The organism is Candidatus Thermoplasmatota archaeon, assembly GCA_022848865.1.
Classification (GTDB): domain Archaea; phylum Thermoplasmatota; class Thermoplasmata; order RBG-16-68-12; family JAGMCJ01; genus JAGMCJ01.
Window position 1 is genome coordinate 1 of the sequence record JAJISE010000033.1, and the last position, 23,141, is coordinate 23,141.

The 23,141-nt window shown below is 53.8% G+C and carries 21 protein-coding genes and 1 pseudogene; 11 read left to right on the forward strand and 11 right to left on the reverse strand.

All coding sequences use genetic code 11. From position 1 onward, the window contains the following. Positions 1–21: 21 nt before the first annotated feature. The gene (locus LN415_06905; protein ID MCJ2556822.1) at positions 22–3,696 is read left to right on the forward strand and encodes an N-6 DNA methylase; all 3,675 of its coding nucleotides are present in this window, start codon (positions 22–24) and stop codon (positions 3,694–3,696) included. Between the two features lie 46 nt (positions 3,697–3,742). On the opposite strand, the gene LN415_06910 is transcribed toward LN415_06905, so the two are convergent. Both LN415_06910 and LN415_06915 read right to left on the reverse strand, forming a co-directional pair. Further along, complete coding sequence (locus tag LN415_06910) at positions 3,743–4,372, reverse strand: sulfite oxidase-like oxidoreductase (GenBank protein MCJ2556823.1); 630 nt, start codon at positions 4,370–4,372, stop codon at positions 3,743–3,745. A 22-nt stretch (positions 4,373–4,394) separates the two neighbouring features. Further along, positions 4,395–5,996 carry a DEAD/DEAH box helicase gene (locus tag LN415_06915; protein ID MCJ2556824.1) on the reverse strand — a complete coding sequence of 534 codons (1,602 nt, stop codon included), beginning with the start codon at positions 5,994–5,996 and terminating at the stop codon, positions 4,395–4,397. Between the two features lie 124 nt (positions 5,997–6,120). On the opposite strand from LN415_06915, the gene LN415_06920 reads away from it, so the two are divergent. Further along, positions 6,121–6,828 carry a metallophosphoesterase gene (locus LN415_06920; protein MCJ2556825.1) on the forward strand — a complete coding sequence of 236 codons (708 nt, stop codon included), beginning with the start codon at positions 6,121–6,123 and terminating at the stop codon, positions 6,826–6,828. Here LN415_06920 and LN415_06925 read toward each other — a convergent pair whose 3' ends face one another. Next, positions 6,829–8,325: a hypothetical protein gene (locus LN415_06925; GenBank protein ID MCJ2556826.1), complete on the reverse strand. Its 1,497-nt coding sequence runs from the start codon at positions 8,323–8,325 to the stop codon at positions 6,829–6,831. 159 nt (positions 8,326–8,484) lie between these two features. Between LN415_06925 and LN415_06930 the strand changes: the two genes are divergently transcribed. The 4 genes from LN415_06930 to LN415_06945 all read left to right on the forward strand — a co-directional run bounded on the left by LN415_06930 (position 8,485) and on the right by LN415_06945 (position 11,721). After that, complete coding sequence (locus LN415_06930; GenBank protein MCJ2556827.1) at positions 8,485–9,603, forward strand: fructose-1,6-bisphosphatase; 1,119 nt, start codon at positions 8,485–8,487, stop codon at positions 9,601–9,603. Next, on the forward strand, positions 9,600–10,268 hold the full coding sequence (gene tpiA / locus LN415_06935) for a triose-phosphate isomerase (protein ID MCJ2556828.1): 669 nt from the start codon (positions 9,600–9,602) through the stop codon (positions 10,266–10,268). Before LN415_06930 ends, tpiA begins: the two co-directional genes overlap by 4 nt. A 113-nt stretch (positions 10,269–10,381) precedes the next feature. Next, positions 10,382–10,774, forward strand: coding sequence for a lamin tail domain-containing protein (locus LN415_06940; protein ID MCJ2556829.1), 393 nt, complete (start codon positions 10,382–10,384; stop codon positions 10,772–10,774). Continuing rightward, entirely contained in the window at positions 10,771–11,721 is a 951-nt protein-coding gene (locus LN415_06945) for a recombinase family protein (protein ID MCJ2556830.1), read from the forward strand. Before LN415_06940 ends, LN415_06945 begins: the two co-directional genes overlap by 4 nt. A gap of 373 nt (positions 11,722–12,094) precedes the next feature. Here LN415_06945 and LN415_06950 read toward each other — a convergent pair whose 3' ends face one another. Beyond that, complete coding sequence (locus tag LN415_06950) at positions 12,095–12,496, reverse strand: hypothetical protein (GenBank protein ID MCJ2556831.1); 402 nt, start codon at positions 12,494–12,496, stop codon at positions 12,095–12,097. 21 nt (positions 12,497–12,517) lie between these two features. After that, a pseudogene (locus LN415_06955) lies at positions 12,518–12,715 on the reverse strand (collagen-like protein). 303 nt (positions 12,716–13,018) lie between these two features. On the opposite strand from LN415_06955, the gene LN415_06960 reads away from it, so the two are divergent. Both LN415_06960 and LN415_06965 read left to right on the forward strand, forming a co-directional pair. Further along, positions 13,019–13,501: a hypothetical protein gene (locus LN415_06960; GenBank protein ID MCJ2556832.1), complete on the forward strand. Its 483-nt coding sequence runs from the start codon at positions 13,019–13,021 to the stop codon at positions 13,499–13,501. 248 nt (positions 13,502–13,749) lie between these two features. Beyond that, positions 13,750–13,944, forward strand: a complete 195-nt coding sequence (locus tag LN415_06965) for a hypothetical protein (protein MCJ2556833.1) — start codon at positions 13,750–13,752, stop codon at positions 13,942–13,944. A 670-nt stretch (positions 13,945–14,614) separates the two neighbouring features. Here LN415_06965 and LN415_06970 read toward each other — a convergent pair. After that, on the reverse strand, positions 14,615–14,875 hold the full coding sequence (locus tag LN415_06970; GenBank protein ID MCJ2556834.1) for a helix-turn-helix domain-containing protein: 261 nt from the start codon (positions 14,873–14,875) through the stop codon (positions 14,615–14,617). Between the two features lie 1,423 nt (positions 14,876–16,298). Continuing rightward, complete coding sequence (locus tag LN415_06975; GenBank protein ID MCJ2556835.1) at positions 16,299–16,775, reverse strand: hypothetical protein; 477 nt, start codon at positions 16,773–16,775, stop codon at positions 16,299–16,301. Between the two features lie 339 nt (positions 16,776–17,114). Here LN415_06975 and LN415_06980 point away from each other — a divergent pair, with 339 nt between their 5' ends. Together LN415_06980 and LN415_06985 are read left to right on the forward strand one after the other, a co-directional pair. Further along, positions 17,115–19,127 carry a phospholipase D-like domain-containing protein gene (locus tag LN415_06980; GenBank protein ID MCJ2556836.1) on the forward strand — a complete coding sequence of 671 codons (2,013 nt, stop codon included), beginning with the start codon at positions 17,115–17,117 and terminating at the stop codon, positions 19,125–19,127. A 21-nt stretch (positions 19,128–19,148) separates the two neighbouring features. Beyond that, positions 19,149–20,141 carry a PD-(D/E)XK nuclease family protein gene (locus LN415_06985; protein MCJ2556837.1) on the forward strand — a complete coding sequence of 331 codons (993 nt, stop codon included), beginning with the start codon at positions 19,149–19,151 and terminating at the stop codon, positions 20,139–20,141. Here the strand turns inward: LN415_06985 and LN415_06990 are convergent. The 3 genes from LN415_06990 to LN415_07000 all read right to left on the reverse strand — a co-directional run bounded on the left by LN415_06990 (position 20,138) and on the right by LN415_07000 (position 21,361). Further along, positions 20,138–20,473 (reverse strand): hypothetical protein, encoded by a 336-nt coding sequence (locus LN415_06990; protein MCJ2556838.1) that lies wholly within the window; start codon positions 20,471–20,473, stop codon positions 20,138–20,140. The genes LN415_06985 and LN415_06990 overlap by 4 nt on opposite strands. Further along, a complete protein-coding gene (locus LN415_06995; protein MCJ2556839.1) occupies positions 20,470–20,949 on the reverse strand; it encodes a hypothetical protein in 480 nt (159 codons plus the stop codon). The genes LN415_06990 and LN415_06995 overlap by 4 nt, the downstream gene beginning before the upstream one ends. A 145-nt stretch (positions 20,950–21,094) precedes the next feature. After that, positions 21,095–21,361 carry a ribbon-helix-helix domain-containing protein gene (locus tag LN415_07000; GenBank protein MCJ2556840.1) on the reverse strand — a complete coding sequence of 89 codons (267 nt, stop codon included), beginning with the start codon at positions 21,359–21,361 and terminating at the stop codon, positions 21,095–21,097. A gap of 161 nt (positions 21,362–21,522) precedes the next feature. Between LN415_07000 and LN415_07005 the strand changes: the two genes are divergently transcribed. Then, positions 21,523–22,629 carry an alanine--glyoxylate aminotransferase family protein gene (locus tag LN415_07005; GenBank protein ID MCJ2556841.1) on the forward strand — a complete coding sequence of 369 codons (1,107 nt, stop codon included), beginning with the start codon at positions 21,523–21,525 and terminating at the stop codon, positions 22,627–22,629. On the opposite strand, the gene LN415_07010 is transcribed toward LN415_07005, so the two are convergent. Next, on the reverse strand, positions 22,626–23,141 hold a 516-nt coding region (locus tag LN415_07010; GenBank protein MCJ2556842.1), incomplete at its 5' end, for a UGMP family protein. The genes LN415_07005 and LN415_07010 overlap by 4 nt on opposite strands.

Genomic DNA, 23,141 nt, shown 5'->3' on the forward strand with positions numbered 1-23,141 from the left:
GTTAGGCAAGTCTATGACTACATGGCTGATACTCAGACGCGGTGGGGAATACTGACGGATGGCAGTCGTTGGCGGCTTCTGAACCACGACTCGCCAACGAGCAGATACTTTGAGGTTGACTTGCATGATTTGGCCCAAAGGGACGATATAGAAGAGTGGCTCTACTTCTACAACCTCTTCAGACGGGAAGCTTTCGTCCCAAAGGATGGAATCTGCTTTCTAGACCTCGTCAAAGAAGAGAGCACGAAGTACACCCAAGAAGTAGGGGAGGAGTTGCAGGACCGCGTGTACGGTGCACTTCGGGAACTCGCTCAGGGCTTTGTAATGTGGCCCGAGAACAACCTTGACCCATCGAAAAAGGAGGTGCGTGACGAAGTACGCAAGAGCTGCTTCATTCTTCTATACCGTTTGTTGTTCGTGTTTCTTGGAGAGGCAAGGGGACTTCTTCCAAAAGATGCTGATGGATATCGCGACCTCTCTCTTGAGACCATTCGGGAGAAGACGAAGGGCGCGTCCCGTAGTGATACCTCTTTTCATGCAAGCTCTCGTCGTCTCTGGATTGCATTGAGGGACCTCTTTAGACTCATTGACCAGGGGAATCAGGAATTGGGAATCCCCCCATACAATGGGGGTCTCTTTTCAAGGGAATCTGGCAGATTGACACACATTGATTTCCTGCAAACGCACGATATCTCTGATAAGTATCTTGCACGTGCCATTGATTTGCTGGGTACAGCACCGAGACTAGAGAAACGAGACGAGTTCGTGAATGTGGACTACGCCGGACTTGAAATACGTCATCTCGGTAGCATCTATGAAGTGCTTTTGGAGTTCCAACTCCGCTACGCTGAGACAGACAAGGTTGCGGTGAAGCAAAAGAAGGGTGAGATCTGGATAGATTTCGACGAATATGATGGAAGAATGTCCTTTAAGGATTTCCCTTCGCAAAGGAAGGCCAGAAAGGGAGAACTTTTCCTGGAGACCGTGAAACACGAGAGAAAGGTAACAGGTTCCTACTATACACCCGAACACATAGTGAAATACATCGTGCGACACACTCTGGGACCGATAGTTAGGGAAAGAATTGAGAAGGCCAAAAGACTGAAACGGAAGAGGTCTGACGAGATTCTCTCAATCAAAGTCTGTGACCCAGCAATGGGTAGCGGGCACTTTCTCGTTGAGGCAACTGAGTTCCTGGCAGACGCACTGCTAAGAGCACTCGAGGAAGACCTGAAGGCAGAACTGATTTCCCCTGGTGAACACAGCCTAGAATGGGCAAAGAGAGAAGTCATCCGTCACTGTATTTATGGAGTGGATCTGAACGACCTTGCGGTCGAACTATCCAAGGTCAGCCTATGGCTTTCCACTGTAAGTACCGACAAACCTCTCTCGTTTCTCGATCACCGACTCAAGTGTGGGAACAGTCTAATCGGAGCAAGGTTATCGACCCTCAAAGACTACCCAAAACGCTCTTCGGGCAAGGGGAAGAAGGACGAGGACACTTCCCTCCCCTCATTCATCGCAGAGATCTTCATTGATAAGCTCATATCGAAGGTCAAAGAACTCGAGGCAATTAGTGATGACCACCTGGAGGATATCAAGCGGAAGGAGCGGGTATTCGAGGAGTTCCGGCAACTGCCTGAATACGAGAAGACGAAGGCGATTGCAGATGTGCATACCTCCATCTATTTTGGAAACGAGGTAACACAGACCGAGAAGAAAGACGCAAAGGAAGTCTACTTCGATCTCCTCTATTCCCTGGACTACCCCACCAATTGGGAACCAAAAACAAAGACTGCTTGGTTCAAGCGCGCCACGGAAATCGCAGAAGAAAAGGACTTCTTCCACTGGGAGCTGGAGTTCCCAGAGGTGTTCTTTGAGGAAGGAAGGATCAAGACGAATCCTGGATTTGATGCGGTTGTGGGGAATCCTCCTTATGCAAATATCGAAGACTTGAAAGAAGACGACAAAGCCTATCTCAAGAGTGTTCATTCAACAATATTTAGAAAAAAGAACGACCAGCTTTATCACTTCCTATTTGTCAACAAGACTCTCTGTCGTGCAGAGATTGGGTACGTCGGTATGATCATAAGTAGGTATTTCATTGAAGCACAGAATGCAGACCTTTTCAGGAATTTTCTGAAAGAGAATTACAGATTCATCGAGTGGAATGATTTTGGGAATATGGAACTATTCCCTGGAGTCAACACCCGGTGTGTAGTGGCATTCTTCCAAGTAGGAGAAAACAAGGGTAACATCTTCTTTTCTCGAAAGATAATTGATTGGAAGGAGTCGCATGAGAATCTGTTTCGCTTATTTGCCGAGCAAGGAAAGAAACCCGGGTTTGACTTGGAAAAGGTACTGGCTTTTGAGTATTGCCAAGACCTTCTACCGTTAGACGAACCATGGCGGATTCTGCCTATGAAACTACTTTCAATCAAAGATGGAATTGAGAGAGTTTCCATCCCTTTGGGTGGAAAGAAAGGTCTCTGTAATATCGCAATGGGATGGAATACTGGGCTAGATAGTGCATTTACCCTGACGAAAGAGGAGTTAGAGGAATTCGATATTGAGGATGATGCCTGTGTTCCAATCATTAAGAATGGAGAGATCAAACAATACTCTCTAACACCCTCAGGATCCGTTTGGATAGATTTAAATGGAAAAGACATTGACAAATACCCGAAGGCATTGTCAATCCTTGAAAAGAAACGTAAGGATCTCGAAAATAGATACGCGGTGAAAAAAGCTGGAAAGAAATGGTATGAATTTGCAGTTGTCAATGCAGTCGGTCTATTCAAAACTAAACCCAAAATCGTCACTCCCTTCAAGGCACCAGAGAATCGATTTGGAGTAGATTACCTTGGATTGATAGGATCTCAAGATATATACGCACTTGCAATTAAAGATGAGTTTTCTTATGTAGATCCTCATTTTGTTGTAGCCCTTCTGAATTCTCGGTTTATGACTTGGGCTTATCAGTTATTCTATGGTCGAAGAAAGAAAGCGGAATTCGACTATTACACCAATCTTCTTGAACATATCCCCATCCCTAAGATTGATTTCACTACCCCAATGAAAGCCCGTGTTGCACTTCTAGAGAATGCAAAAGAGCTATATCAGGAGTATCTGAAAACTAAGGCCAGAAACCCCATTCTCGATTTTCTCAAGTCACGGCTGCCCAAAGGGGGCAATTTGGTCAGAGAAAAGGAGGAGAGCGATGTAGTCCATGACCTCCTGGCTTATCTAGCCGACCAGATGATTGAGATGCATAGACAAAAACAGAATCAGACTGAGACATTCTTCACCGATCTCCAGGGTGTTGTAGAGGAAGAGGTTTTCAAGACCCTGCAGAAGGGCAAACAAGGTCGCTCTCTCTACAAGAAAAGGAAATGCAGAGCCTATGTAGAGAAAAAATCGTTCAAGACTTACCATCTGGACACGGTTCTCACTTGGAGCCCTGAGGCATTCAAGGATTTCGTAAAGCTACTTGCAGGTAAAGTTCCAAACCTAAGCGACATAATGCAGGTGTATGATAAGTATCATGCCGACGTTCTGAAGTTGCAGGAAAGGATTGACAAGACAGACGAACTTATCGATCAAATCGTGTATCGCTTATATGGTCTGACAGATGAGGAGATTGGGATTGTGGAAGGGTCATTTGGGAAAGATGATCGAGAGAAAAAGCCAGAATGAGGTACGTTGAAGCAAGTGAAATGTAGGGTTCCAAACCCATATCAGTTCAAATCCCCTCCGGTCCATCCTCTTGTGCGGGCGAGTCGCTGTATCGTTCTTCCTTCCATGGGTCCCCACGATTGTGGTACCCGCGAGTCTCCCAGAACCCTGGTCTGTCCTCATCTGTGAACTCGACCCCTGTGACCCATTTCGCGCTCTTCCAGAAGTACAACCCAGGGACAACCAGTCTCACCGGATAGCCGTGTTCAGGTGTTATAGGTTCACTGTTGTGCTTGACCGCGAACAGAACATCGGGCTGGAAGAAATCCTCGAGCGAGAGATTCGTCGTGAAGCCTCCAAAGGAACGAATGATGGCGAATTGCGCTTCCGGCAACATGGTGACAAGGTCTCTGATTCCGAAGGACCCGACGCCTTCCCACAGATTGTCGAACTTCGACCACCCTGTGACACAGTGAACGTCGGACATGATATCCACACGCGCGAGGGACATGAACTGATCGTAGTCGAACACTCTCTCTCGTTCGACCAGACCCATTACTGCGAAGGTCCATCTGGAGATGTCGATCTCGGGTACATGTCCCGCATGTAGGACGGGGAACTTCTCCGTGACCTTCTGTCCAGGGGGCACTCTGTCTCCTGTCTCCGTATCTGTGCTCCGAGCTTCCTTTCGTTCCATGGATGTCGCCTTCCGCAACCGGCTAGACGAAGTCATCGAGCGTGGGCTGCTTCGGTTTGGGCTTCCACTCCACATCTGGACCGGACTCGGGATCGCCCTCGTCGGATGCCTCGCCCTTTCGGGCAGCGGCCGCAATCTTGTCTACGAGCCGCTTCATCTTCCTCTCCTTCTTGATCCCCGCCCAAAGATACCTCTCGTCCGCGCTCCTGTCAGTCGTGAGGGTAACGACCCTTCCTCTGGCGTCCCTTCCTGTCCTCCCCCTCCGCTGTATGAGCCTTATGTCGCTGGCTACGGGTTCGTAGAATATGACGAGGTCCACCTGAGGCACATCGAGACCCTCCTCGGCGATGCTCGTGGCAACCATGACGTTGAAGCCTCCTCCCTCGAATCTCGCAAGGGTCTTCTGCTGTTGCTTCTGGGTCATCCCCTTCCTCCCATCGCGCGTGCCCTGGCCCACGAACCGCTCAACGGACACGTCCAGACCCTTCACGAGGCCAACGATGTGCTGCACCGTGTCCCGCAGCTCCGCGAAGACGATGATCTTGGAGTCGGGCTTCAGCCTCAGCTGATCCTTCACGGTGGCCAGCAACGGCTTGAGCTTCGGATGGGATGGCCCCTTCCACTTCTTGGCTGCCTTGAATGCCCTCTGCACCCTCACGTCCTTCATGAAGGCGGCATCATGCTTCGACCTGCCCTCCTTCGTCTTGGGCTCGACGAACTTCAAAAAGGAATCGACCCCCTGCCGCTCGACGCACAGTATCGCATGATTCGCCATGTGGGCAAGAGACAGGCGCCTGGAGGCCTGGAACAGGTAGGGCGGGAACTTACCTCCCTTGCTCCTTGCATGCATCTGCTTCCTCACATCGGTCAGATCCTGTATCCTCACCTGGATGTTCTTCCTATTGCGCAGGAAGCCGTACCGGCGGAGAGCGTTCAGCTGCTCATGAAGGAACTTCGTGAGATAACCCGAGATCTTCTCCATGACTTCGGATGGTGCGACCTCCAACCAGTTCACGTCCACCTCCTGGACATAGGGGGCGACGTCCTCGTCTTCTCTCGTACGCATGATGAGGTTCTTGATCCCGAGGTGCTTTGTCACTTCCTCAATCCTCTCAATCTCATGCCCTGGAGATGCGGTGAGCCCCAAAGCCAACATGCCTGGGCACAGCTCTCTCAGCCCCTTCGCCAGAGGGACGTACGCGTAGTCCCCGACCGCTCGGTGAGCCTCATCAAAAACCGTGAGCACTATGTTGTTTGGAATGAGCCCGGCCTTCAGATCGTTGACGGCGACCTGCGGGGTTGCGACGACGATGTTGGAGACGTTCCATAGCGTGGACCTCTTCTTTTTCGACAGCTGGCCCGTCAGACAGGCGGGACTCCCCAGCGTCAGGAACTTCCGCACGCTGTTCGCGTGCTGATCCACAAGTGGCCTCGTCGGTGCGACTATCAGAGCCCGCCCGCCCTTTCTCAGTGTCTTCGCGATCACCAGGATGGCGATAATCGTCTTCCCAAGACCCGTGGGGATAACGACGAGACTGCTCTTCTTGGCAGCCTCTTCCGCAATCGAAATCTGGAACTCACGTTCCTCGATGACGTTCTCCCTGACGAGCGGATGCTCTAGCATCGCATGGCATACGGGAAGGAGATGTAATAAATGTAATCGGGGGTTCGATGAACCTCCCGAGCCACGAAGCGCGGCGCGTGGCCCAAGACAAAGGCAGAAATAACCGTGACATGATGATGAGGCGATGGATGATGTCGAGGTCCTCCCTGGAACGAAGATCAGCAGACACCACGCCCTTTTCCTGGAGGATCACAGTCTCCTGGTCATCGCGGACCTCCATCTCGGGTACGAGGGAGCCTTGCTGGAGCAGGGAGTCTCGATACCGAGATTCCAGAAGAACGTGATGGTGGAGCGCCTGAAGAGACTGCTCGAGAAATACAGCCCCGCCAGAATCCTCATCGACGGTGACTTCAAGCATGAGTTCTCCAAGAATCTAGTTCAAGAGTGGGATGAGGTCAACGAGGTTCTCGATTTCATCTTGAGCCAGGCGGACGTCGAGCTGTTGAGAGGCAATCATGACAACTTCCTGAAGACCATCCTGGCGAAAAAGGGGCTGGATCTCTCCGCGACTTCGACCATTGGTGGGTACACTTTCGCCCATGGTCACGTGGAGGTTAGCTGGAAAGGCACGCTGGTCATGGGACACGAGCACCCGTCGCTTGGGCTCAGGGACAAGATCGGCGCGACCGTGAAGCTTCCGTGCTTTCTCGTCACGCCGACCATCATCGTGCTTCCAGCGTTCTCCCCGCTGGCACTAGGCACTGATGTCACAACGCTGGATTTCATATCTCCCCCGCTCAGAGGAGTCTCGGCAGAAGAGGGTCGGGTCTACGCAGTGGAGGACGAGGCGGGCCTTCTGGACTTCGGCGTGCTGAAGGACATCAGAAGATGATCAGGTAGCGCTCTTGCCCTTCTTCGCTTTCTCGTCGACCAGAAGGTCCCTCACGGTCCGCTCCAACACCGTCACCGCTGCGTAGTTCTCGATCTTGAAGGCGTCCTGGGCCTTTCGAAGCATTATCTTCGCTTCACTCACTCCCGTCTCCTTCTTGCCAGTCTCGTCTATCGTGCTCCTCATCGACTCGAGGTCATCCTGTGCCCTGAGTGTGAGATATGTGGACTCCAGGTCGGCAATAGAGTCGTCTGCCATCTTGCTTCCTTCCGATGGGGGTTCAGGAGCCTCCTCTAGAGGCTTGCCCCTTTCGGATACCATCCTCCCGATGCTTATGAGGGCGTCGGTGTAGTCCGTATCGCCTTCCGCGGCGCTCTGTTGCACCGCCATCCGTCCAAGGGACCGCTTGACGAACGTCATAGCCAGTTGAGCGAAGTCTATCGAATCCTTATACTCCCCCCGCACGAACGCCTTCTCCGCTTGGCCCAAAGACCTCTCCGCCACCAACACGCCAATGTTCCGCATGCGTGCTTCCTCGATCTTCTCCTTGGCCCGGTCGATTGCCTCTCGGGCGGCCCTGATGGAAGACCCCCTGAGACTCCGTATGATCTCATCCAGCTCTAGGACGTTTCTCTTCGCGGCGACGTGGTCCCCCTCATCAAGCGCCTCCTGAGCTTTCGCCAAGTAGTCCTCCATAGCCGACGTGTCTATCCCCAACTTCTGGAATTCCTGTATCTGCGGCGGCAGGTTGGTCAGCTTCTCGGAGGTCTCCCTCTGGTCCTGAGCCACAAGCAACTCCTGTCTCTCTCTTTCCAGGATTTCGATGTCGATCCACTTCTTGACCACCTTGACGAAATCCCCCGCCTTCCTCAGGTCTTTCAGCTTCAGTGCTTCCTCCGCCTCGCTCAGGAGGATCTCGCTCTCCAGCGTGATCGCGCCCTTCGCTTTCAGATCCTCCACGGAGGCCATCGTCTTCTCCAAGTCTTTCTTGAGCTTCTTTGCTTGCTGGACCTGGTTCATGCTCTTCTTCGCCTCGGACAGGAGGCTCTTGAATGCCTTGAAATTGGAGTCCGCCAACGCCACTTCGGTCGCGCTCAGTATCTCGAACGTCTCGGACATGTCGAACTTCAGCTTCTTCAGCTTCTTGGCCTCGCCGGCCACCTTGATGGCCCGATCTCGGGCTTCCTTCGTGCGTTCGGAGAGTTCGCCGACCTTCAGGGCCCTGTTGCAGAAGGAGATCGACTTCCTGTAGTCCTTGTTCTTGAAATGGAACTTCGCGTCCGAAAGGTCTTGGACCATGTCCTTGGTTTCCGCGCCCAATCGCCTGAGTTCCTTGAGCGCGGCTTCCGTCTTTGATATCTTAGCGGCTCCTCGCTCGACCTGTGGCTTCCTTCGAGATTTCTTGGACCTCTTCTGGCTCTTCTTGGCGGGAGCCTTCCTGGGAGCGGGCTTTTTGGCTCTACTCCTCGTCGATGTCTTCTTGGAACTCTTCTTGCCCATTCATTTCACCGCGAGTCGAGACTGCGTCTCACCTGACTTGGTTGTCTCGAAAATGGGATGTACGCGGAATTAAACCTGACCCTGTGGGAATCAGAAGTGATAGCGTTGACCCTCGTATGCTTTTAATAGGAATCCTCGTATATGCCCACGGGGAGGACAATGGCGAGAAAGAAGACCACGATTTCTGTTATAAAAGCGGACATCGGAAGCTGCCCTGGCCATGTTGTGGTGCATCCGCACCTTGAAGACGTTGCCTGCGGCTTCATGCAGGAGGCCAAAGATGATGGCCTGATAGATGACTTCAGAGTGACCCATTGCGGGGACGATCTCGAGCTCATCATGTCCCACAGGCGGGGAGTGGATTCCGAGGACATCCACAAGCTCGCTTGGAAGACATTCGAGGATGGCACGAAACACGCGAAGTCGCTGAAGCTCTACGGAGCCGGGCAGGACCTCCTAATCGATGCATTCTCAGGGAACATAAAGGGGATGGGGCCAGGCGTGGCGGAGCTCGAGTTCACCGAGAGACCCGCAGAGCCCATCGTCGTGTTCATGATGGACAAGACGGAGCCCGGAGCGTTCAACCTTCCCGTATTCAGAATGTTCGGCGACCCTTTCTCGACGGCGGGATTGGTGATCGACCCATCCATGCATGCGGGCTTCATGTTCGAGATATGGGACATCATGGAGCACAAGAAGGTGATGATGAAGTCCCCTGAGGAACTCTATGACATACTGGCATTGATCGGCGCGAAATCCCGTTTCGTCATCAAGCGAATCTTTCCGAAGAAGGGGAAGCTTCCCCCGAAGGAGGCCGTGGCGGCTGTTTCGACCGAGAAGCTCGCACACATAGCGGGCGAGTACGTCGGAAAGGACGACCCCGTGGCGGTAGTGAGAGCACAGTCGGGACTTCCCGCGTTGGGAGAGGTCCTGGAGCCGTTTGCATTCCCGCACTTGGTCAGCGGCTGGATGAGGGGTTCCCACAACGGCCCGCTCATGCCGGTCTCACTGACCGATGCGAAGTGCACTAGGTTCGATGGCCCGCCAAGGGTCCTCGCACTGGGCTTCCAGGTCAACGACGCCACGCTCGTGGGTCCTGTGGACCTCTTCGACGATCCTGCCTTCGACCCGACAAGGAAGAAAGCGGCCGAGATAGCGGACTACATGAGGAGACACGGCCCCTTCGAGCCGCACAGGCTTCCGCTCTCGGAGATGGAGTACACAACCCTGCCGAAGGTCCTTTCCAAGCTGTCATCTAGATTCGAGGCAATGGAATGACGGACGTGATCATAGTCAACTTCAAGTCCTACGAGGAGGGCACCGGTAGGAGAGGTTTCGAACTTGCGAGGATCTGCGAGAGAGCCTCCCTTGACTCCGGTGTTGACGTGGTGGTCTGTCCGCCACTCGTTCACCTTGGCCAGTATGCCGACGAGCTAAGCGTTCCTGTGTACGCACAGCATGTCGACGGCGCCAGAGTGGGGAGCTTTACGGGTCACGTCACGCCGATGTCCGTCAAGGAGGGAGGCGGGCAGGGAACGCTCATCAACCACTCGGAAAGGAGGATGCGGATTGCCGACATCGAGAGGGCGGTCGCTGAGTGCAGGAGGGTCGAGATCTCGACGGTCGTGTGCACGAACAGCATCGGGGTCAGCAAGGCATGTGCCTCCCTGGCTCCCACGCATATCGCAATCGAGCCGCCGGAGCTGATCGGCGGGGACGTACCCGTCACGAAGGCCAAACCAGAGGTCATCAGCGGCGCCGTGGAGGCCATCAAGTCCATCGACAAGGGAATCGAGGTGCTCTGCGGGGCGGGAATCAAGACGGGCAAGGACGTCCGAAAGGCCATCGAGTTGGGATCGTCCGGTGTTCTTGTTGCCTCGGGTGTCGTGAAGTCCAAGGACCCCGAGAAGGCGATGATGGATCTCGTATCTGGTGTTCCCTAGGGTGGGCTTACGCGAGGCCTCCCTCGCCTGTTCTGTGTGAGTTGTGTCGGGTCAGCACGCGCCTTGCATGCGTTGGCCCAGGATAAGTACGGGATCTGGGTTAGTCCTCATTGATGGTGAAGCTCGCTCCAATCACGGTCGCTATCCTCTTGGCCGCTCTCGTTGGCCTCCCAGCCGGGACATCAGCGGGAGATGGGGGCGAACTGATCATCAACGAGGTGATGTACGACCCCCCTGGGGATGAAGTCGACGGAGAGTGGATAGAGGTCCTGGTTGTGGAGGGGGAGACGGACACTGGAGGGTGGACGCTGACCGACTTCGACGGCCACGTGTTCACCCTCCCACCTCTAATCCTCCCCGAGCGAACCTACATACTCTTGAGAATCGGCAAAGGGGAGTCTGAACTTGACGCAGGCGATGGCAGAATCACGCTGTACATGAACTTCTCACAGCCCTTGCTCAACCCTAAGGGTTATATAGAACACGACGTATATCCTTTTTTATGAGCGGAGAACCGAGAACGGGAACGGATGGGAAAAAGCGAGTAGTGGGCTATATTCGTGTGTCTATCAAAAGACAAGCGGATGAGGGCGTGTCTTTGCAGGCTCAGGAAAAAAGGATTCGCGCCTTTGCGGAATCGAAAGGATATGAGCTTGTCAAGATATACGAGGACAAAGGGAAGTCGGCATACGCCAACGTCAAGCGCGATGGATATGACGGCATGATGGACGCCATAGACAGTTGGGATATGTGTGTAGCATATCATCTTAATCGGTTCTGGCGCAATTCCCGAAAAGCTCTTAACTGGATTCACGACCTCACGAAAGCGGAAAAGGATTTCGCGACGATAGAGGGTGATATCAACACTTCAACGTCGATGGGCAGGTTTGCCGTCAAGATGATGATGTTGGTTGCTGAGCTTGAATCTGAGCAAATCTCCGAGCGCGTTCATGCCAGTTTTGACCACAAGTTCCAGAACGATAGATTTGGCTGGAATACTAAGCCCCCCTATGGTTATGATCTAGAGGGGAAGGGACAGCCAGGGAAGGCGCGCCTAGTCATCAATCCCTCCGAGGCTGAGGGAATCCGCATGGCGTTCAAGCTGATTCAAAAGCATTCACTACTAGACGTGTCCCTAGCTCTTAACCGCGCCGGCCACAAGACCAAACGCGGTAATGCGTTCAACGACAGGGCTGTCATGCATATCGTTCACAATCCCGTCTATGCGGGCTACTGCTACCGCGCCAAAGAGCTAAGACGGAATGAGCATGAGCATATCATCAGCGACGATGATTTCAATGCGGTTCAGGTCGTGCTGATAAAGAGGCGACGGGGACGGAATCCGAGCACACAAGCCCCGCTAGTTGTCGGAGAAAGCCTAATCCATGCCGAGCGCGTGATAGCTAACGGGGGCTACTACAAGCCCCTAGAACAGCCCTCTAACAGCACGTAGCCCTCAAACGAGTATTCCTCTATCTCCGATATTGTATGCGTTCTAGCGCGGTTCTAGGTATCTTCTCCGCGATGTTGTAGCTAGGACGTGTGAATTGCGCCGTATAGGGCTGTTTTGACGGCGATAGAGCGCGTCCCGTCCGAGATAAGTATCAGAACCCGCATGAGACTAGGTGAACGGGACGACGCCTTAGAACGCGTCCCCAACGCCATTGGCGTCTGAGCGGAGAACACGGGAGAGACGCCGAAACCCGTTCACGACCTATGTGATAGGAGCGTGCGGTTATGAGGTTTGCGCTCAGTCCTCAGAGCCTTTGAGATAGAGGCAAGACGGAGGCTTGTCCATTCGACAAGGTTAAGGTTGAACGCGACTGCTAGGATGGGTAGAACACGGCGATCATCGAGACCATCGCGAAGTTGTCCCACGTGAATGCTCCGACCGCCATCTCCGCGTTCAAGTAGTAGGTGTAAGTCCCAGCTCCCGCAACGGCAAAGGGCTTATGGAGATAGACTGTGGAGATGAAGGTCTGGGTCGGTTCGGCGGCGTCAACGCCTTGGGAAAGCATGTGATCGTCCCTGGTACAATCCGAGTCCGATTGACCGATGTATGCCTCGAGAAAATCCTGGTTGCCGACTGTGTGTTCAATCTCGAACGTGAGGGTTGCAGAGACGACGACCATCCCGGGTCCATCAACAGTAATCGTAACTTCCCCGCCGTTGAAGTGGGTACAGGTATCAAGGATTCTCTGGAGACCCCCAGACGAGGCGTTCGCCATCGTAGTGCCTAGGGCAGGATCTCCTTGCGGTCCCTGGGGGCCGGAATCACCCTGTGGTCCTTGAGGTCCCGTTGGTCCATGATCTCCTTGCGGTCCCTGCACTCCCTGCAATCCTTGAGGCCCTTCCGGTCCTTGCTCACCTTGAGGACCCTGGATTCCTTGATCTCCCTGGGGTCCTTGCCCACCCGTTGGTCCAACGTCTCCTTGAGGCCCAGGTACGACAACAGCTACGACCATCGACAATGCTGCCAATACCAAGCTCCCAACAGCAATACCTTGCCAGATTCCTCCTCCACTTTGATTCATGCGATCCCTCACAGAGAGGCTGGGAATCTCGGGGCAGAGATTTGTCCAGAACCTCTGTTGATTGCGACAACGAGGTCGCGTGGTCGTCCCAGCCTCAGAGAGAGAATGAATCCAGAGGTATGAATAGGTTGTGGCGAAAGGGTTCGAAATCTATTTATGTGGCGATACACATTGTTCTTTTGAGTAGTGTCGAAGGTAATCGCTGGAGGGTTCACGATGAACGAAGAGGAAAGACTGGAGAATCTCGCGTTGATATTAGAAGCCCTAGGAAAGGCAACCGGAGAGGACCTCAGGGGCAACTCATTCAACAGCAGATTGAGAATCCAGAAGTCCATCTACTTGCTCAAGAACCTGGGATATAAACCACTTAGTGACTACAGTTTCTCCAATTACCTTAGGGGACCTTACTCTCCGAACCTGGCTGACCACTACTATAAGGCAGACACGGCAACCTTTAGATTGGCCAAGTCACCCAAGATTCCAGCCTCCATGGTCGATACTATCAAGAAGGCCCTCACGAGAGGATTACGTTTCACAGAGGCAGCCACAACCCTGCACTCAACGTGGAAGCACAATAAGGGATTGTCGAAAGAGGCCATTTTCTCCCATGTAAGGAAACTCAAACCATATCTTGGCGGGGAGCTAGAGGGGGCGTGGAAATTCCTGGAAGAGGCAGAACTCGTCCCCGGGTGCACCTAGACACGGATCTCTTCCGAGCTCTTATCGACGAACGGGATGACCAAGATCTTTGTAGATGTATGACCCGTCTGGCGAACGAAGGACGTGTGAAGATGTGTGTATGCATGGTCGCAATCGGCGAAGCTTTTGCGAAACTGGCGGAAGAGGATTCAGAGCGTTGCTCTAATGCGGCAGCGAAGTGGAGTCGGCTACGAAGTGGCAACACCGTCGAAATCACTGGATTCGGACAGCGAAACGAAATGATACTCATGGCAGATAGGCTAATGTCCATTGATTACCTCCTGACTCCAGCGGATGCTCTGATAATGGGTGCGGCTCTTGTAGACCAGAACTGCAGACGTCTCTACGCGACCGATGACATAATGCTTCAGGGCATACGTCTCCACGAGATAGCCCGGGAACATGGGACGAAGGTCACCGAGCCTCCGGGACTCACGAGATAAGACTGTCGGAGAGAGGGCCTCTCTCTTTGGACCGCTTTTGGTGTCACGGTACTGCAGTATCGCAACATCAGACGACATCCCTCTGGCCTGAGGCTTGTGGCGAAAGGATTAAGACCTACTCAGATGTTGCACGGATTGGAGGGTTTTGACATTATGTCCAACACAGCACTAGTCGTGGTCGGGCTGATCCTCGTTGTTGGGGGGATTGCAGGCATATCAATCGGCCTTCCATACATGGACGCCTGCGGAAACCCCATAACATACGCATTCAATAGTAGTGAGTGCGACTTCTACTCTTTCTTGACCTACGGTGGTATTGGCTCAGGGATTGTAGGTTTCCTTATGATAGTCGCCGCTGTCTTTGGTGCTGGAAAGCCTAGACCTGTGGTTTTCGTTGGGACACCTCAGCCGCAACCACCACAATTCGCACAGCCCCCAGGCTACCCATGTCCAACATGCCAGAGACCCATGGCCTGGATTCCTCAGTATCAACGTTGGTTCTGCCAATACTGTCAGAAGTATGCCTAGTCCTCAGGCGGTGGCGGTGGTTCGTCCTCTGCTAGATCCTCAGCTTCTCGTTCCGCCCTGATGGTTTCCGAGAACGGGGGAAGAGAGAAGGGGGGGTAGGGGGGGTTAAGAGTTGGGGCGCGGAAAACAGAAGGCGTCGGTGCTAGATCGACAGCCTCTCGAAACTCATTCTATCGCGCCACGGTATTGCTCGCATACGCCGATAGACGGTGATATCGGAAACGCCGAGATATTCCGCTATCTGCCGGACTGAGAAACCTTCCTTCCGCATGAAACAGATGGTTTCCGTCTGCCTAATGATGACCTTTTCGCGCTTGTGGTAGGGAATACCGACCTTTTTTACCATTGGGCCGAGTGTTTCAGCCTTCGATTTTCCATCTTCATTGCTATCGTCTTGCGTCATAGGACCTACACCCATGCAATCCTTTTGCTACATTCGACCTAAATGCGTGCAACAAGCATCCTACACGCCTCTATCATTCATTATTGCACCCCTACCGTATTAAGTTAAGCACGATATTTTATATAGGACGCATGAGATAGTAATGTTGCAGAGCCATCTACATCACTCTTGGTTCTGGCCAGCGGGACAGTCCATTTACGCCGACAAGATCGGTTGTTCGGACTGTCCCGCGGGGAAACAACCACAACGGGACGGGTTCGGTTCTTGACCAAATCCCCCCGTCCCGTTCACCATCTCTTCCGACTTGTTGGGAATGGAACGATAGAAATCGTTCGTATCCGACAAAACTTTCTTATACAACCGCTGAGAAATAGAGTAGGCACATGGGATTTGGTCGATATGAGAACCATTCTAGAGCGTAAGGATTCAGCATGGGCTAAGCCATCCAGACAAGAGATAAGTAGGCAATACCCTGAGCTTGACCGCATACGCGAGCTTGAATGGGTCTTGGAAGTGCTTCGACACTTGAAGAACCCTGCTTGTTCGCGGGACGGTCGTTTGTGGCTGAACGGATATCTAGGCTGTCCCCAAGTCGGTTATGCCCGTGCCGAGCGCTTGTCGATCTACCGCGACCTAGCGGAATGGGACGACTTCGACCCTGCTATGACCGAGCGACAAGTAATCGAGCATGACCGAACCGCTTGGACGCGCCCAATACCGCGCCGTGTAGCCCCTAGCCCCCCACTCTTAACTGCGCGTCAGCTTGACGGCGTTATCAAGTGGTCAAGTCAATCAACGCTTGACCTAGCGTATGACTATCTCGGTATGGGGCTGAGCCTGATTCCTGTCAAGCACGGGGACAAGCGCCCCGCACTTCCGCGTTGGAGACAGTATCAGGGACGCCAGCCACACGCTAAAGAGATAGATGACTGGTTCGGGGACGACGGCAATCGGAATATCGGCGTCGTGTGTGGTAATGTCTCAGGGGGGCTGTTTGTCGTTGATTTCGACAGCGACGGGGCTTTCGAGCATTTCACCGACAAGCACCGCGACAGCTTGACAGTCCAAACGTCGCGTGGCGGTCATGTGTATTACCGCGCCGAGAATGGTCAAGCACCCGCGACAGCGCGCTATCCTGAGCTTGACGTTATCGGCGAGGGTTCGTATGTTGTCGCGCCCCACTCAATACATCGGTCGGGTGCTAGGTATGAGTTCGTTGGTGGTGCAGACGGAATAGCAACGGTGGACACTCAGGCCGTCGTTGATATGGTGGTGAACGCATGACTGAGCTAACGCCAGAACAACAATGGGACGCCCTCATACGAAAGGAAAAGGTCAAGCGTGCCATAGAGAGCCGTCGCCGTGTGAAATTCCGCAAACTCAGGGTTCTCCAAGACCGACGGCGCGCTAAGGTTCTCAGGTTCTAGTCTCGCGGTATTTTTCCCGCAAATAGTAGGTGTTGGATGCTCTCAGCCGTTTTGAAGAAGCCTATGCTACCAGTCAAATCCCTTATGAGTTCGTGTATCGCGTCCAGCTTTTCCACGTCTTTCTCGCCAACTTCGTAATATAAGTCCGACAGCACGCCGTCGTCCATGCGGGTCTTGGGCTTGCGGTTCGCCTCCTCTAGCCACGTATTCCTCATGCTGAATGTATGCGTGCTGTGTTCGACCATGCGAAGAAGAAAGCGGTTCGCTAGGTAGTCAATGGTATGGTGAACCGTCTCGATATAGCCTTTTGTTAGAGGCTGGTCTAGATGGTGTCTGAGGGCTTTCTCTATGCGGTATTTGGGTATGAGCACGTCTACTTCATACGTGCCCTCTAACGGCGTCTTAATGGGCTTAGCGTCCACATTCTCATGCTCTATCTTCTTCTTCTTCGATTTGGTTCCTTTCTTCTTCATGGACTACAATATCTCTTACTACATCTTATATCTTCATGTCGTTAGGTACGCTAAGGGTCATAAGATATTCTAGGCACGGGATTAGGGAACAACGATGGCGATGAACTCCTCCTGGATAGTGACGGGACTGACTTCGATTTCTTCGCCTACGGTCCAGGCAGCCTCGTCGACTATCCTCCCCTGGGTGTTCAATGGGATGGCAGGAACCTCACTTCGAGGACAGGGCAGTCCCTCTCGCTCTTTCCGAACGGGGAGGCTTCTGATGGACCGGAGGACTGGTTCTCTCTGCCTCCCACACCCGGCTTGTCGAACGGTATATACCAGACGGGGGAGGACGACGTGCTTCTCGACGAAGTCTATTATCACAACCTGAGGGACGACGAGTACGTCTGCATTCTTAATCGCGGCACTGGACATGTCAATCTCACGGGCTGGATCGTCACGGACAATGAGGGGGACGTCTCGTTCCCGGGGGACACTATCATCGGTTCGAACCAGAGACTATGCCTGACCCACAACTCGACCTCCTACTTCGAGGATGTGCTCAGGGAAGCGGACTTTACATATGCCCGCGGGGACGCGAATCGTATGCTGGCCTACGGAGGTCGTTTTGCCCTCAGGAACGACGGAGATGAGGTCGTGCTCCTGACGCAGTACGACAGGGAGGTGGACTCATTCACTTGGGGAGATTCCGAGGTAGTCGTGCTCGGATGGGATGGGGAGCGCGCGGGAGTCACGAGGAAGGGTGCCGTTGCGAGGAGACTGTCGGAGAACGGGACGCTTATGGACACCAACTCGTCGGATGACTGGCAGAGCCTGATGAGCTTCGGGATAGGCCAGTCGAGCTTCGAGCGGGAGTCGTTCACTGTCAGCGGTCCCGTGACCTCCTTCTATTCTCCGGGGGTGTCCCTGGAGGTTGTCAGGCAGCTCATGGGGAACGCGACGGACAGCATACTGCTGAACGCATATCAGTTCACCAGCACAGCCATTGGCGACGAGCTTGCCAAGGCGGCCTTGCGGGGCGTGGAGGTTATGATCCTCCTCGAAGGACAGCCTGTCAGCGGTATCACCAGCAAGGAGCGCGAATTGATCGGGGATCTTGCCTCTTTGGGTGTTGATGTGAGACTCCTCGTGGAGTTCCCTGAGGATGCGATATTCAAGAGATATGCCTTCAACCATGCGAAGTACGCTGTGATCGACAACAAGAGCCTGTTGCTCTCCTCGGAGAACTGGGGTCACAATGGCTACCCGGACGATGGAGAAGGGAACAGGGGATGGGGTGTCGTTGTCGAGGACGAAGACCTTGCCGCGTACTTCACGGAGGTATTCCTAGAGGACTGGAATCCGCTCCGGAGAGACAGCGTGGCGTTTGATGAGGCGTTTGAGCGGCTCCACGTGCGCGAGGATGAGGATGACTCCAGCGCACATGAAGAGCCATTTCTCACCGAGCTGAGGCTGACTGACGATGTGGAGGTCACAACGGTCGTCGGACCTGACCACGCGTTGGATGATGACACGATTATGGGGATGATCGATGCGGCAGAGGACCGGATATTCGTCGAGCAGTTCTACATCCGAAAGACCTGGAGGGTCGGGGGAATCGACTTCTTGAATCCCTTTCTGGACAGGCTAGTCAGAGCCGCCCAAAGGGGCTGTGAGGTGAGGGTTCTACTCGACTCGACATGGTACAACGTCCTCCCGGAAGACCTGAATGACAATGATGACACCGTGGAGTTCCTCAATTCGCTGGCCTCGAGCCAGGGTCTGAACATGACCGCCAAGTTGATGGGGCTCGCCGAACACGGCATCGTGAAGCTCCACAACAAGGGGATGGTCGTTGATGGCGAACGAGTACTCATATCCAGCTTCAACTGGAACCGCAACTCCTTCACGAGAAACAGGGAAGCAGGTCTGATACTGAGAAACCAACGCATAGCAGCCTACTTCGAGCTCATCTTCTTGCATGACTGGAAGGACGATATCACAGCTCCAGTGGCCAGGATCGACGGACCCGCGACCGCGAAAGCGGGGGAATCCGTCATTCTCAGCGCTCTGAATTCCTATGATGACAGCGGAATAGTCCGTTTCTCGTGGGACACGGACTCGGACGGCCTCGAGGATGCGAACGGCACGGTGGTCGACATCTCCTTCCCCAGAGCGGGGACGTTCACTATATCACTCGAGGTGGAGGACGGTTGGGGAAACACTGACTCTGCATCCATTGAGCTTGTGGTCAAGGATGACGATGAGTCACTGGGACTGGGAATCGCGGTTGCGGCGATCGTGATTCCGGCGGTCTCGCTCCCAGTTCTTCTTTATCACTTCAGGAAAAGGCGCACAAAAGATATATAAGGACGCTGTAAATCAAATCCCGTGGGAAACGGAAAGGCGTTCTCTGCAAGCGAGCTCGAGAAATATGGATACTGCCCGCTCAGTTGGTGGTTGAGCAAGAATGAGGTGGACGAGGAAGACCTCTCAGAAGGAGAGAGGAAGCATGCCAAGATAGCCTCGGAAATCACCAAGATAAGTAAGTGGGAAGGTCATGCCAAGGAGTCTGAGACAGCCGTTCTCTACTTTGCCATAGCCGCCACTCTCATTTCCGTTCTCGGAGTGACGATTCTGCAGAGAGAGCAGATCGTTGGCGAGATCCTCAGTGCCATCTCGCTGATATGGTTGCTGGCTTCTTCCTACTTCCTCTACAAGGCGGAGACACTCTCGACTCCCCTGGACCGTCTGATATCAGAGAGAGTCGTCCTGAGCTTCGCGATGATAGCAACGGTAATCGCCATTTTCTCTGTCTCAATCGTCGTTTTTGAGAGCGTACTCCTCAGTCAGGTGCTGCAGGTGATTGCCCTCAGCTGGCTGGTTGGCGCAGCCTACTTCCTCTACAGGTCGCTGAAGCACTTGCAGGTGGCCAAGGCGAAGCGGGAGTCGTACGACGTGAGAGACGGAAAGATAGCGTTCATAGACGACGAGCGGATCAGGCCGATGATGTTCGAGTCCGAGAAGCACGGGCTCAGGGGGAGACCCGACTACGTCGTCCTCGAAGAGGAGTTCCATATCCCCGTGGAGATCAAGACGGGGAGGACGCCCCGGGGCCCGCTGTTCTCGCACATCCTACAGACCGCCGCTTACTGTGTCCTTCTTGAGGAAGAATATGGCGATCCTCCTCCATATGGCATTCTGAAGTACGGAGAGGTCGAGCACGAGATCGATTACACTCCTGACCTCAAGGAGCTCGTTCTGAACAAGCTGGAGGAAATGCGGAAGGCCAGAAGAACCGGTGTCGTTCACAGGAACCACGGCAGACGGATGAAGTGCGTCCACTGCTCTCGAAGGAGCGTCTGTCCCGAGAAGTTGGCCTAGTCCTTCTCCTTCCCGGACCTGTCACGCTGCCCGTCCATCCTGTCGATCGCTTCCCTGATCTCGGCGACCTCCTCCCTCATCCTGAGCATCTCCTCCTCGAAGGGCGTGAACGCTTGCACGGAGAAGATCCGATGACTGATGAAGACACCGACGAACATCGCTCCAATGATGGCCAGTATCGCGATCACCACAAGGACGACGAGAAAGAGGAAGAAGTTGGCGATTATGTCTCCGAATGTTATGGCCCCTGTCATCTGGGCCGCTAGCACGACTGTTAAGATGATCACTATTGACAGCCAGAGCAATGTCCACTTGCCGATCTTCATGCTCATCGCCTCCTGAGGAACAATCGCTGTCTGAAGGGGACATCCTCTTGTCTCTCGGGGCTCCAGTCTCCGTCCTCATCCTCCGAGGTTATCCAGAATACTATTGACACATCTTCCTGGTCCACCCGGAGGGTGCAGTTGAACCACCATTCGTCCTCTTCCACATGCGCCTGGACCTCAATGCGCATTTCCGTCGTCTGGTCCAGCGGCACTATCTGTTTCGTGACGTAGCTCTCATCTTCCAGCACGGTTCTGTTGTAGGTCTCGTTGTCTATGCCCGTGACGACTATCGAGATATGTGTATACTTGTTGTCCGAGAGCGCACCCTTGATATAGATATGAACATCGCTATCGCTTGCATCCACCAGCATCATGGGAATCGTGGCTATGTCGGACTCTCGGTGCCCCATAAGAGTCGGCGTGATTATGTTCAGCATCAGCAGTACGAGCAGGACCGAGACCATTGTTGTCTCCTTCAACATCCAACTCCTCAATCGGCATTCAGTACATAAATCTTAGTCGAGCTACGGCAAAAAAAGAAAAAAAAAGGGGGGGAGGTAAGCGTGAAGTGATAGGGCTGGTCCTGCTGCCTGTAGTTCGATCCCATCCCTGGTAATGTTGACAAGGCTAGCGTGTGAGGTACTCCTTCCGGATATCCTTGATCTCGTTTATCGACTTCTCTGCTTCTTCAATCTTCTTGAGCTTCTCAATCACCAGCTCGACCCTTGCATAGGTGAGGTCTCTAATGGCGACCCGTATGGCTTCCGACTTCGATGGGAAGTCATCGGCTTCCACTAGGAATTCCAGTGCATCCACGTATCGTCTGGGAATTCTTATGGTGACCTTCTCTGTATCCTTTTTCACAGTATCTCCCGGTTTTGCTGAGATGCCCATTTGACACTCTTTGACTTACGGTTGTCCGACAAGGCATCATATTGGTACTATTTAAACATATTCGATTCTGAGGTCGACGGACATGAGAACGGAGGACTGCGAATCTTTTATATTCTGGATGGATATGCACCAGTCGCATGACCCCAAAAGACACTATCTTTATGCTTGCTGGCCCCGTCAAGATGCATCCGAAAGTCCTTCAGGCGATGACGGCTCCTTACGTCGCACACAGGGGAGCGGGATTCACGGAAGTGATAGGAGAGATTAGGGATCTGAGCAAGTACTTGTTCCAGACGGACAAACACGTCTGTGTCCTCTCAGGTTCGGGAACGGCGGGACTGGATGCGGCCATCAGCAGCCTCTTCCGAAGGGATGACAGAATCCTGAACCTCGCGAATGGGAAGTTCGGAGAGAGATTCCATGAGATCAGCGAAGTGTACGCAAGTTCTTCCCTTCTTGAGTCGGACTGGGGCAAGCCGTTCGGATTGGAGGATATCGAGAAGGCCTTGGAGGATGGGGATTTCAAGGCGGTCACGATCTGCCACAACGAGACCTCGACTGGGATGACGAACCAGCTCGAGGAGATCGCAAGGATTGCCCAGGACCACGGAGCGCTTGTCATCGCGGACGCAATCACATCGGCTGGCGGCCTGCCGTTCAAACCGGACGAGTGGGGAGTGGACCTTGCGATTGTGGGTTCCCAGAAGGCGCTCGCGGCACCAGCGGGGCTTGCGATATTGTACCTATCGGAGAGGGCCTACGAGACCCTCAATGAGGATGTGCCGTACTACCTCAATCTCAAGAAGCACGTGGACAAAATCGAGCAGAAAAGCCAGACGCCGTGGACTCCGGCGATTCCTCTCTTTCTCGCCCTTCGAGAATCTCTTGCATTGCTCAAGGAGGAAGGCCTGGAGAACAGACTGGCAAGGATTCATAGGATGGCCGAGGCCGCCAGGGCAGCCGTTGCCTCGCTCGGTCTGGAGCTCTTCCCGGACCCAGCATTTGCCTCCGACACCGTCACGGCGATCAGATACCCGCAGGGAATCGATGACCTGGAGTTCCGAACCACGCTCAGAGAGAAGTACGGCGTGGTGGTCGCAGGCGCACAGGCACACATCAAGGGCAAGATCTTCAGAATCGGCACGATGGGCTTCTGCACGATGACCGATCTGCTCTGCACGTTCAGCGCCGTTGAGAGTCTGCTGAGGGATGCGGGTGTGGACGTAAGGAAGGGCAGCGGCACGGAGGTCTTCGCCGACTATATCTAGAGCCAACCCACGTCGACCTCGTCGGTCCTGAACCTCTGCTTCACGGCGGTCTCGGGGATGCTCATTCTCATGCCAGAGTCATGCATAAGGAATCCCGTCCAGGCTATCATAGCACCATTGTCCACGCACAACTCCCCGGCGGGAACGAACATCTCAGCGCCCCTGTCGTCCGCCATCCTCGATACCATTGACCGAAGCCTCTTGTTCCGCGCAACTCCACCGCCGAGGAGGATCTCGTCCTTGTCGACATGAGCCATGGCGCGCTCCGAGACCTCCGTGAGCATGGAAAAGGCTGTCTCCTGAAGGGAATAGCAAATGTCGCCGTCCCCCGCTCCGGAGGACCGCAGCTGAAGAGCCGCCGTGAGCATGCCGGAAAACGCAACATCCATTCCCATCACGGAATAGGGAAGGTCCAGGAGATCGTGACCGTTCTTGGCTAGCTCCTCCACCTTTGGACCGCAAGGAAACGTCAGTCCGATCTCGCGACCGAACTTGTCGATGAGGTTCCCGAT

Excerpts from the sequence above, each read along its gene's own strand:
- LN415_06930 (MCJ2556827.1), top strand. The coding sequence starts at position 8,485 with ATGGCGAGAAAGAAGACCACGATTTCTGTTATAAAAGCGGACATCGGA.
- LN415_06915 (MCJ2556824.1), bottom strand. The coding sequence starts at position 5,996 with ATGCTAGAGCATCCGCTCGTCAGGGAGAACGTCATCGAGGAACGTGAG.
- LN415_06960 (MCJ2556832.1), top strand. The coding sequence starts at position 13,019 with ATGAACGAAGAGGAAAGACTGGAGAATCTCGCGTTGATATTAGAAGCC.
- LN415_06910 (MCJ2556823.1), bottom strand. The coding sequence starts at position 4,372 with ATGGAACGAAAGGAAGCTCGGAGCACAGATACGGAGACAGGAGACAGA.
- LN415_06950 (MCJ2556831.1), bottom strand. The coding sequence starts at position 12,496 with ATGGCGAACGCCTCGTCTGGGGGTCTCCAGAGAATCCTTGATACCTGT.
- LN415_06920 (MCJ2556825.1), top strand. The coding sequence starts at position 6,121 with ATGGATGATGTCGAGGTCCTCCCTGGAACGAAGATCAGCAGACACCAC.
- LN415_06970 (MCJ2556834.1), bottom strand. The coding sequence starts at position 14,875 with ATGACGCAAGACGATAGCAATGAAGATGGAAAATCGAAGGCTGAAACA.
- LN415_06905 (MCJ2556822.1), top strand. The coding sequence starts at position 22 with ATGGCTGATACTCAGACGCGGTGGGGAATACTGACGGATGGCAGTCGT.
- LN415_06940 (MCJ2556829.1), top strand. The coding sequence starts at position 10,382 with ATGGTGAAGCTCGCTCCAATCACGGTCGCTATCCTCTTGGCCGCTCTC.
- LN415_06995 (MCJ2556839.1), bottom strand. The coding sequence starts at position 20,949 with ATGTTGAAGGAGACAACAATGGTCTCGGTCCTGCTCGTACTGCTGATG.
- LN415_06925 (MCJ2556826.1), bottom strand. The coding sequence starts at position 8,325 with ATGGGCAAGAAGAGTTCCAAGAAGACATCGACGAGGAGTAGAGCCAAA.
- LN415_06965 (MCJ2556833.1), top strand. The coding sequence starts at position 13,750 with ATGGCAGATAGGCTAATGTCCATTGATTACCTCCTGACTCCAGCGGAT.
- LN415_07005 (MCJ2556841.1), top strand. The coding sequence starts at position 21,523 with ATGCTTGCTGGCCCCGTCAAGATGCATCCGAAAGTCCTTCAGGCGATG.
- LN415_06945 (MCJ2556830.1), top strand. The coding sequence starts at position 10,771 with ATGAGCGGAGAACCGAGAACGGGAACGGATGGGAAAAAGCGAGTAGTG.
- tpiA (MCJ2556828.1), top strand. The coding sequence starts at position 9,600 with ATGACGGACGTGATCATAGTCAACTTCAAGTCCTACGAGGAGGGCACC.
- LN415_07000 (MCJ2556840.1), bottom strand. The coding sequence starts at position 21,361 with ATGGGCATCTCAGCAAAACCGGGAGATACTGTGAAAAAGGATACAGAG.
- LN415_06975 (MCJ2556835.1), bottom strand. The coding sequence starts at position 16,775 with ATGAAGAAGAAAGGAACCAAATCGAAGAAGAAGAAGATAGAGCATGAG.
- LN415_06990 (MCJ2556838.1), bottom strand. The coding sequence starts at position 20,473 with ATGAGCATGAAGATCGGCAAGTGGACATTGCTCTGGCTGTCAATAGTG.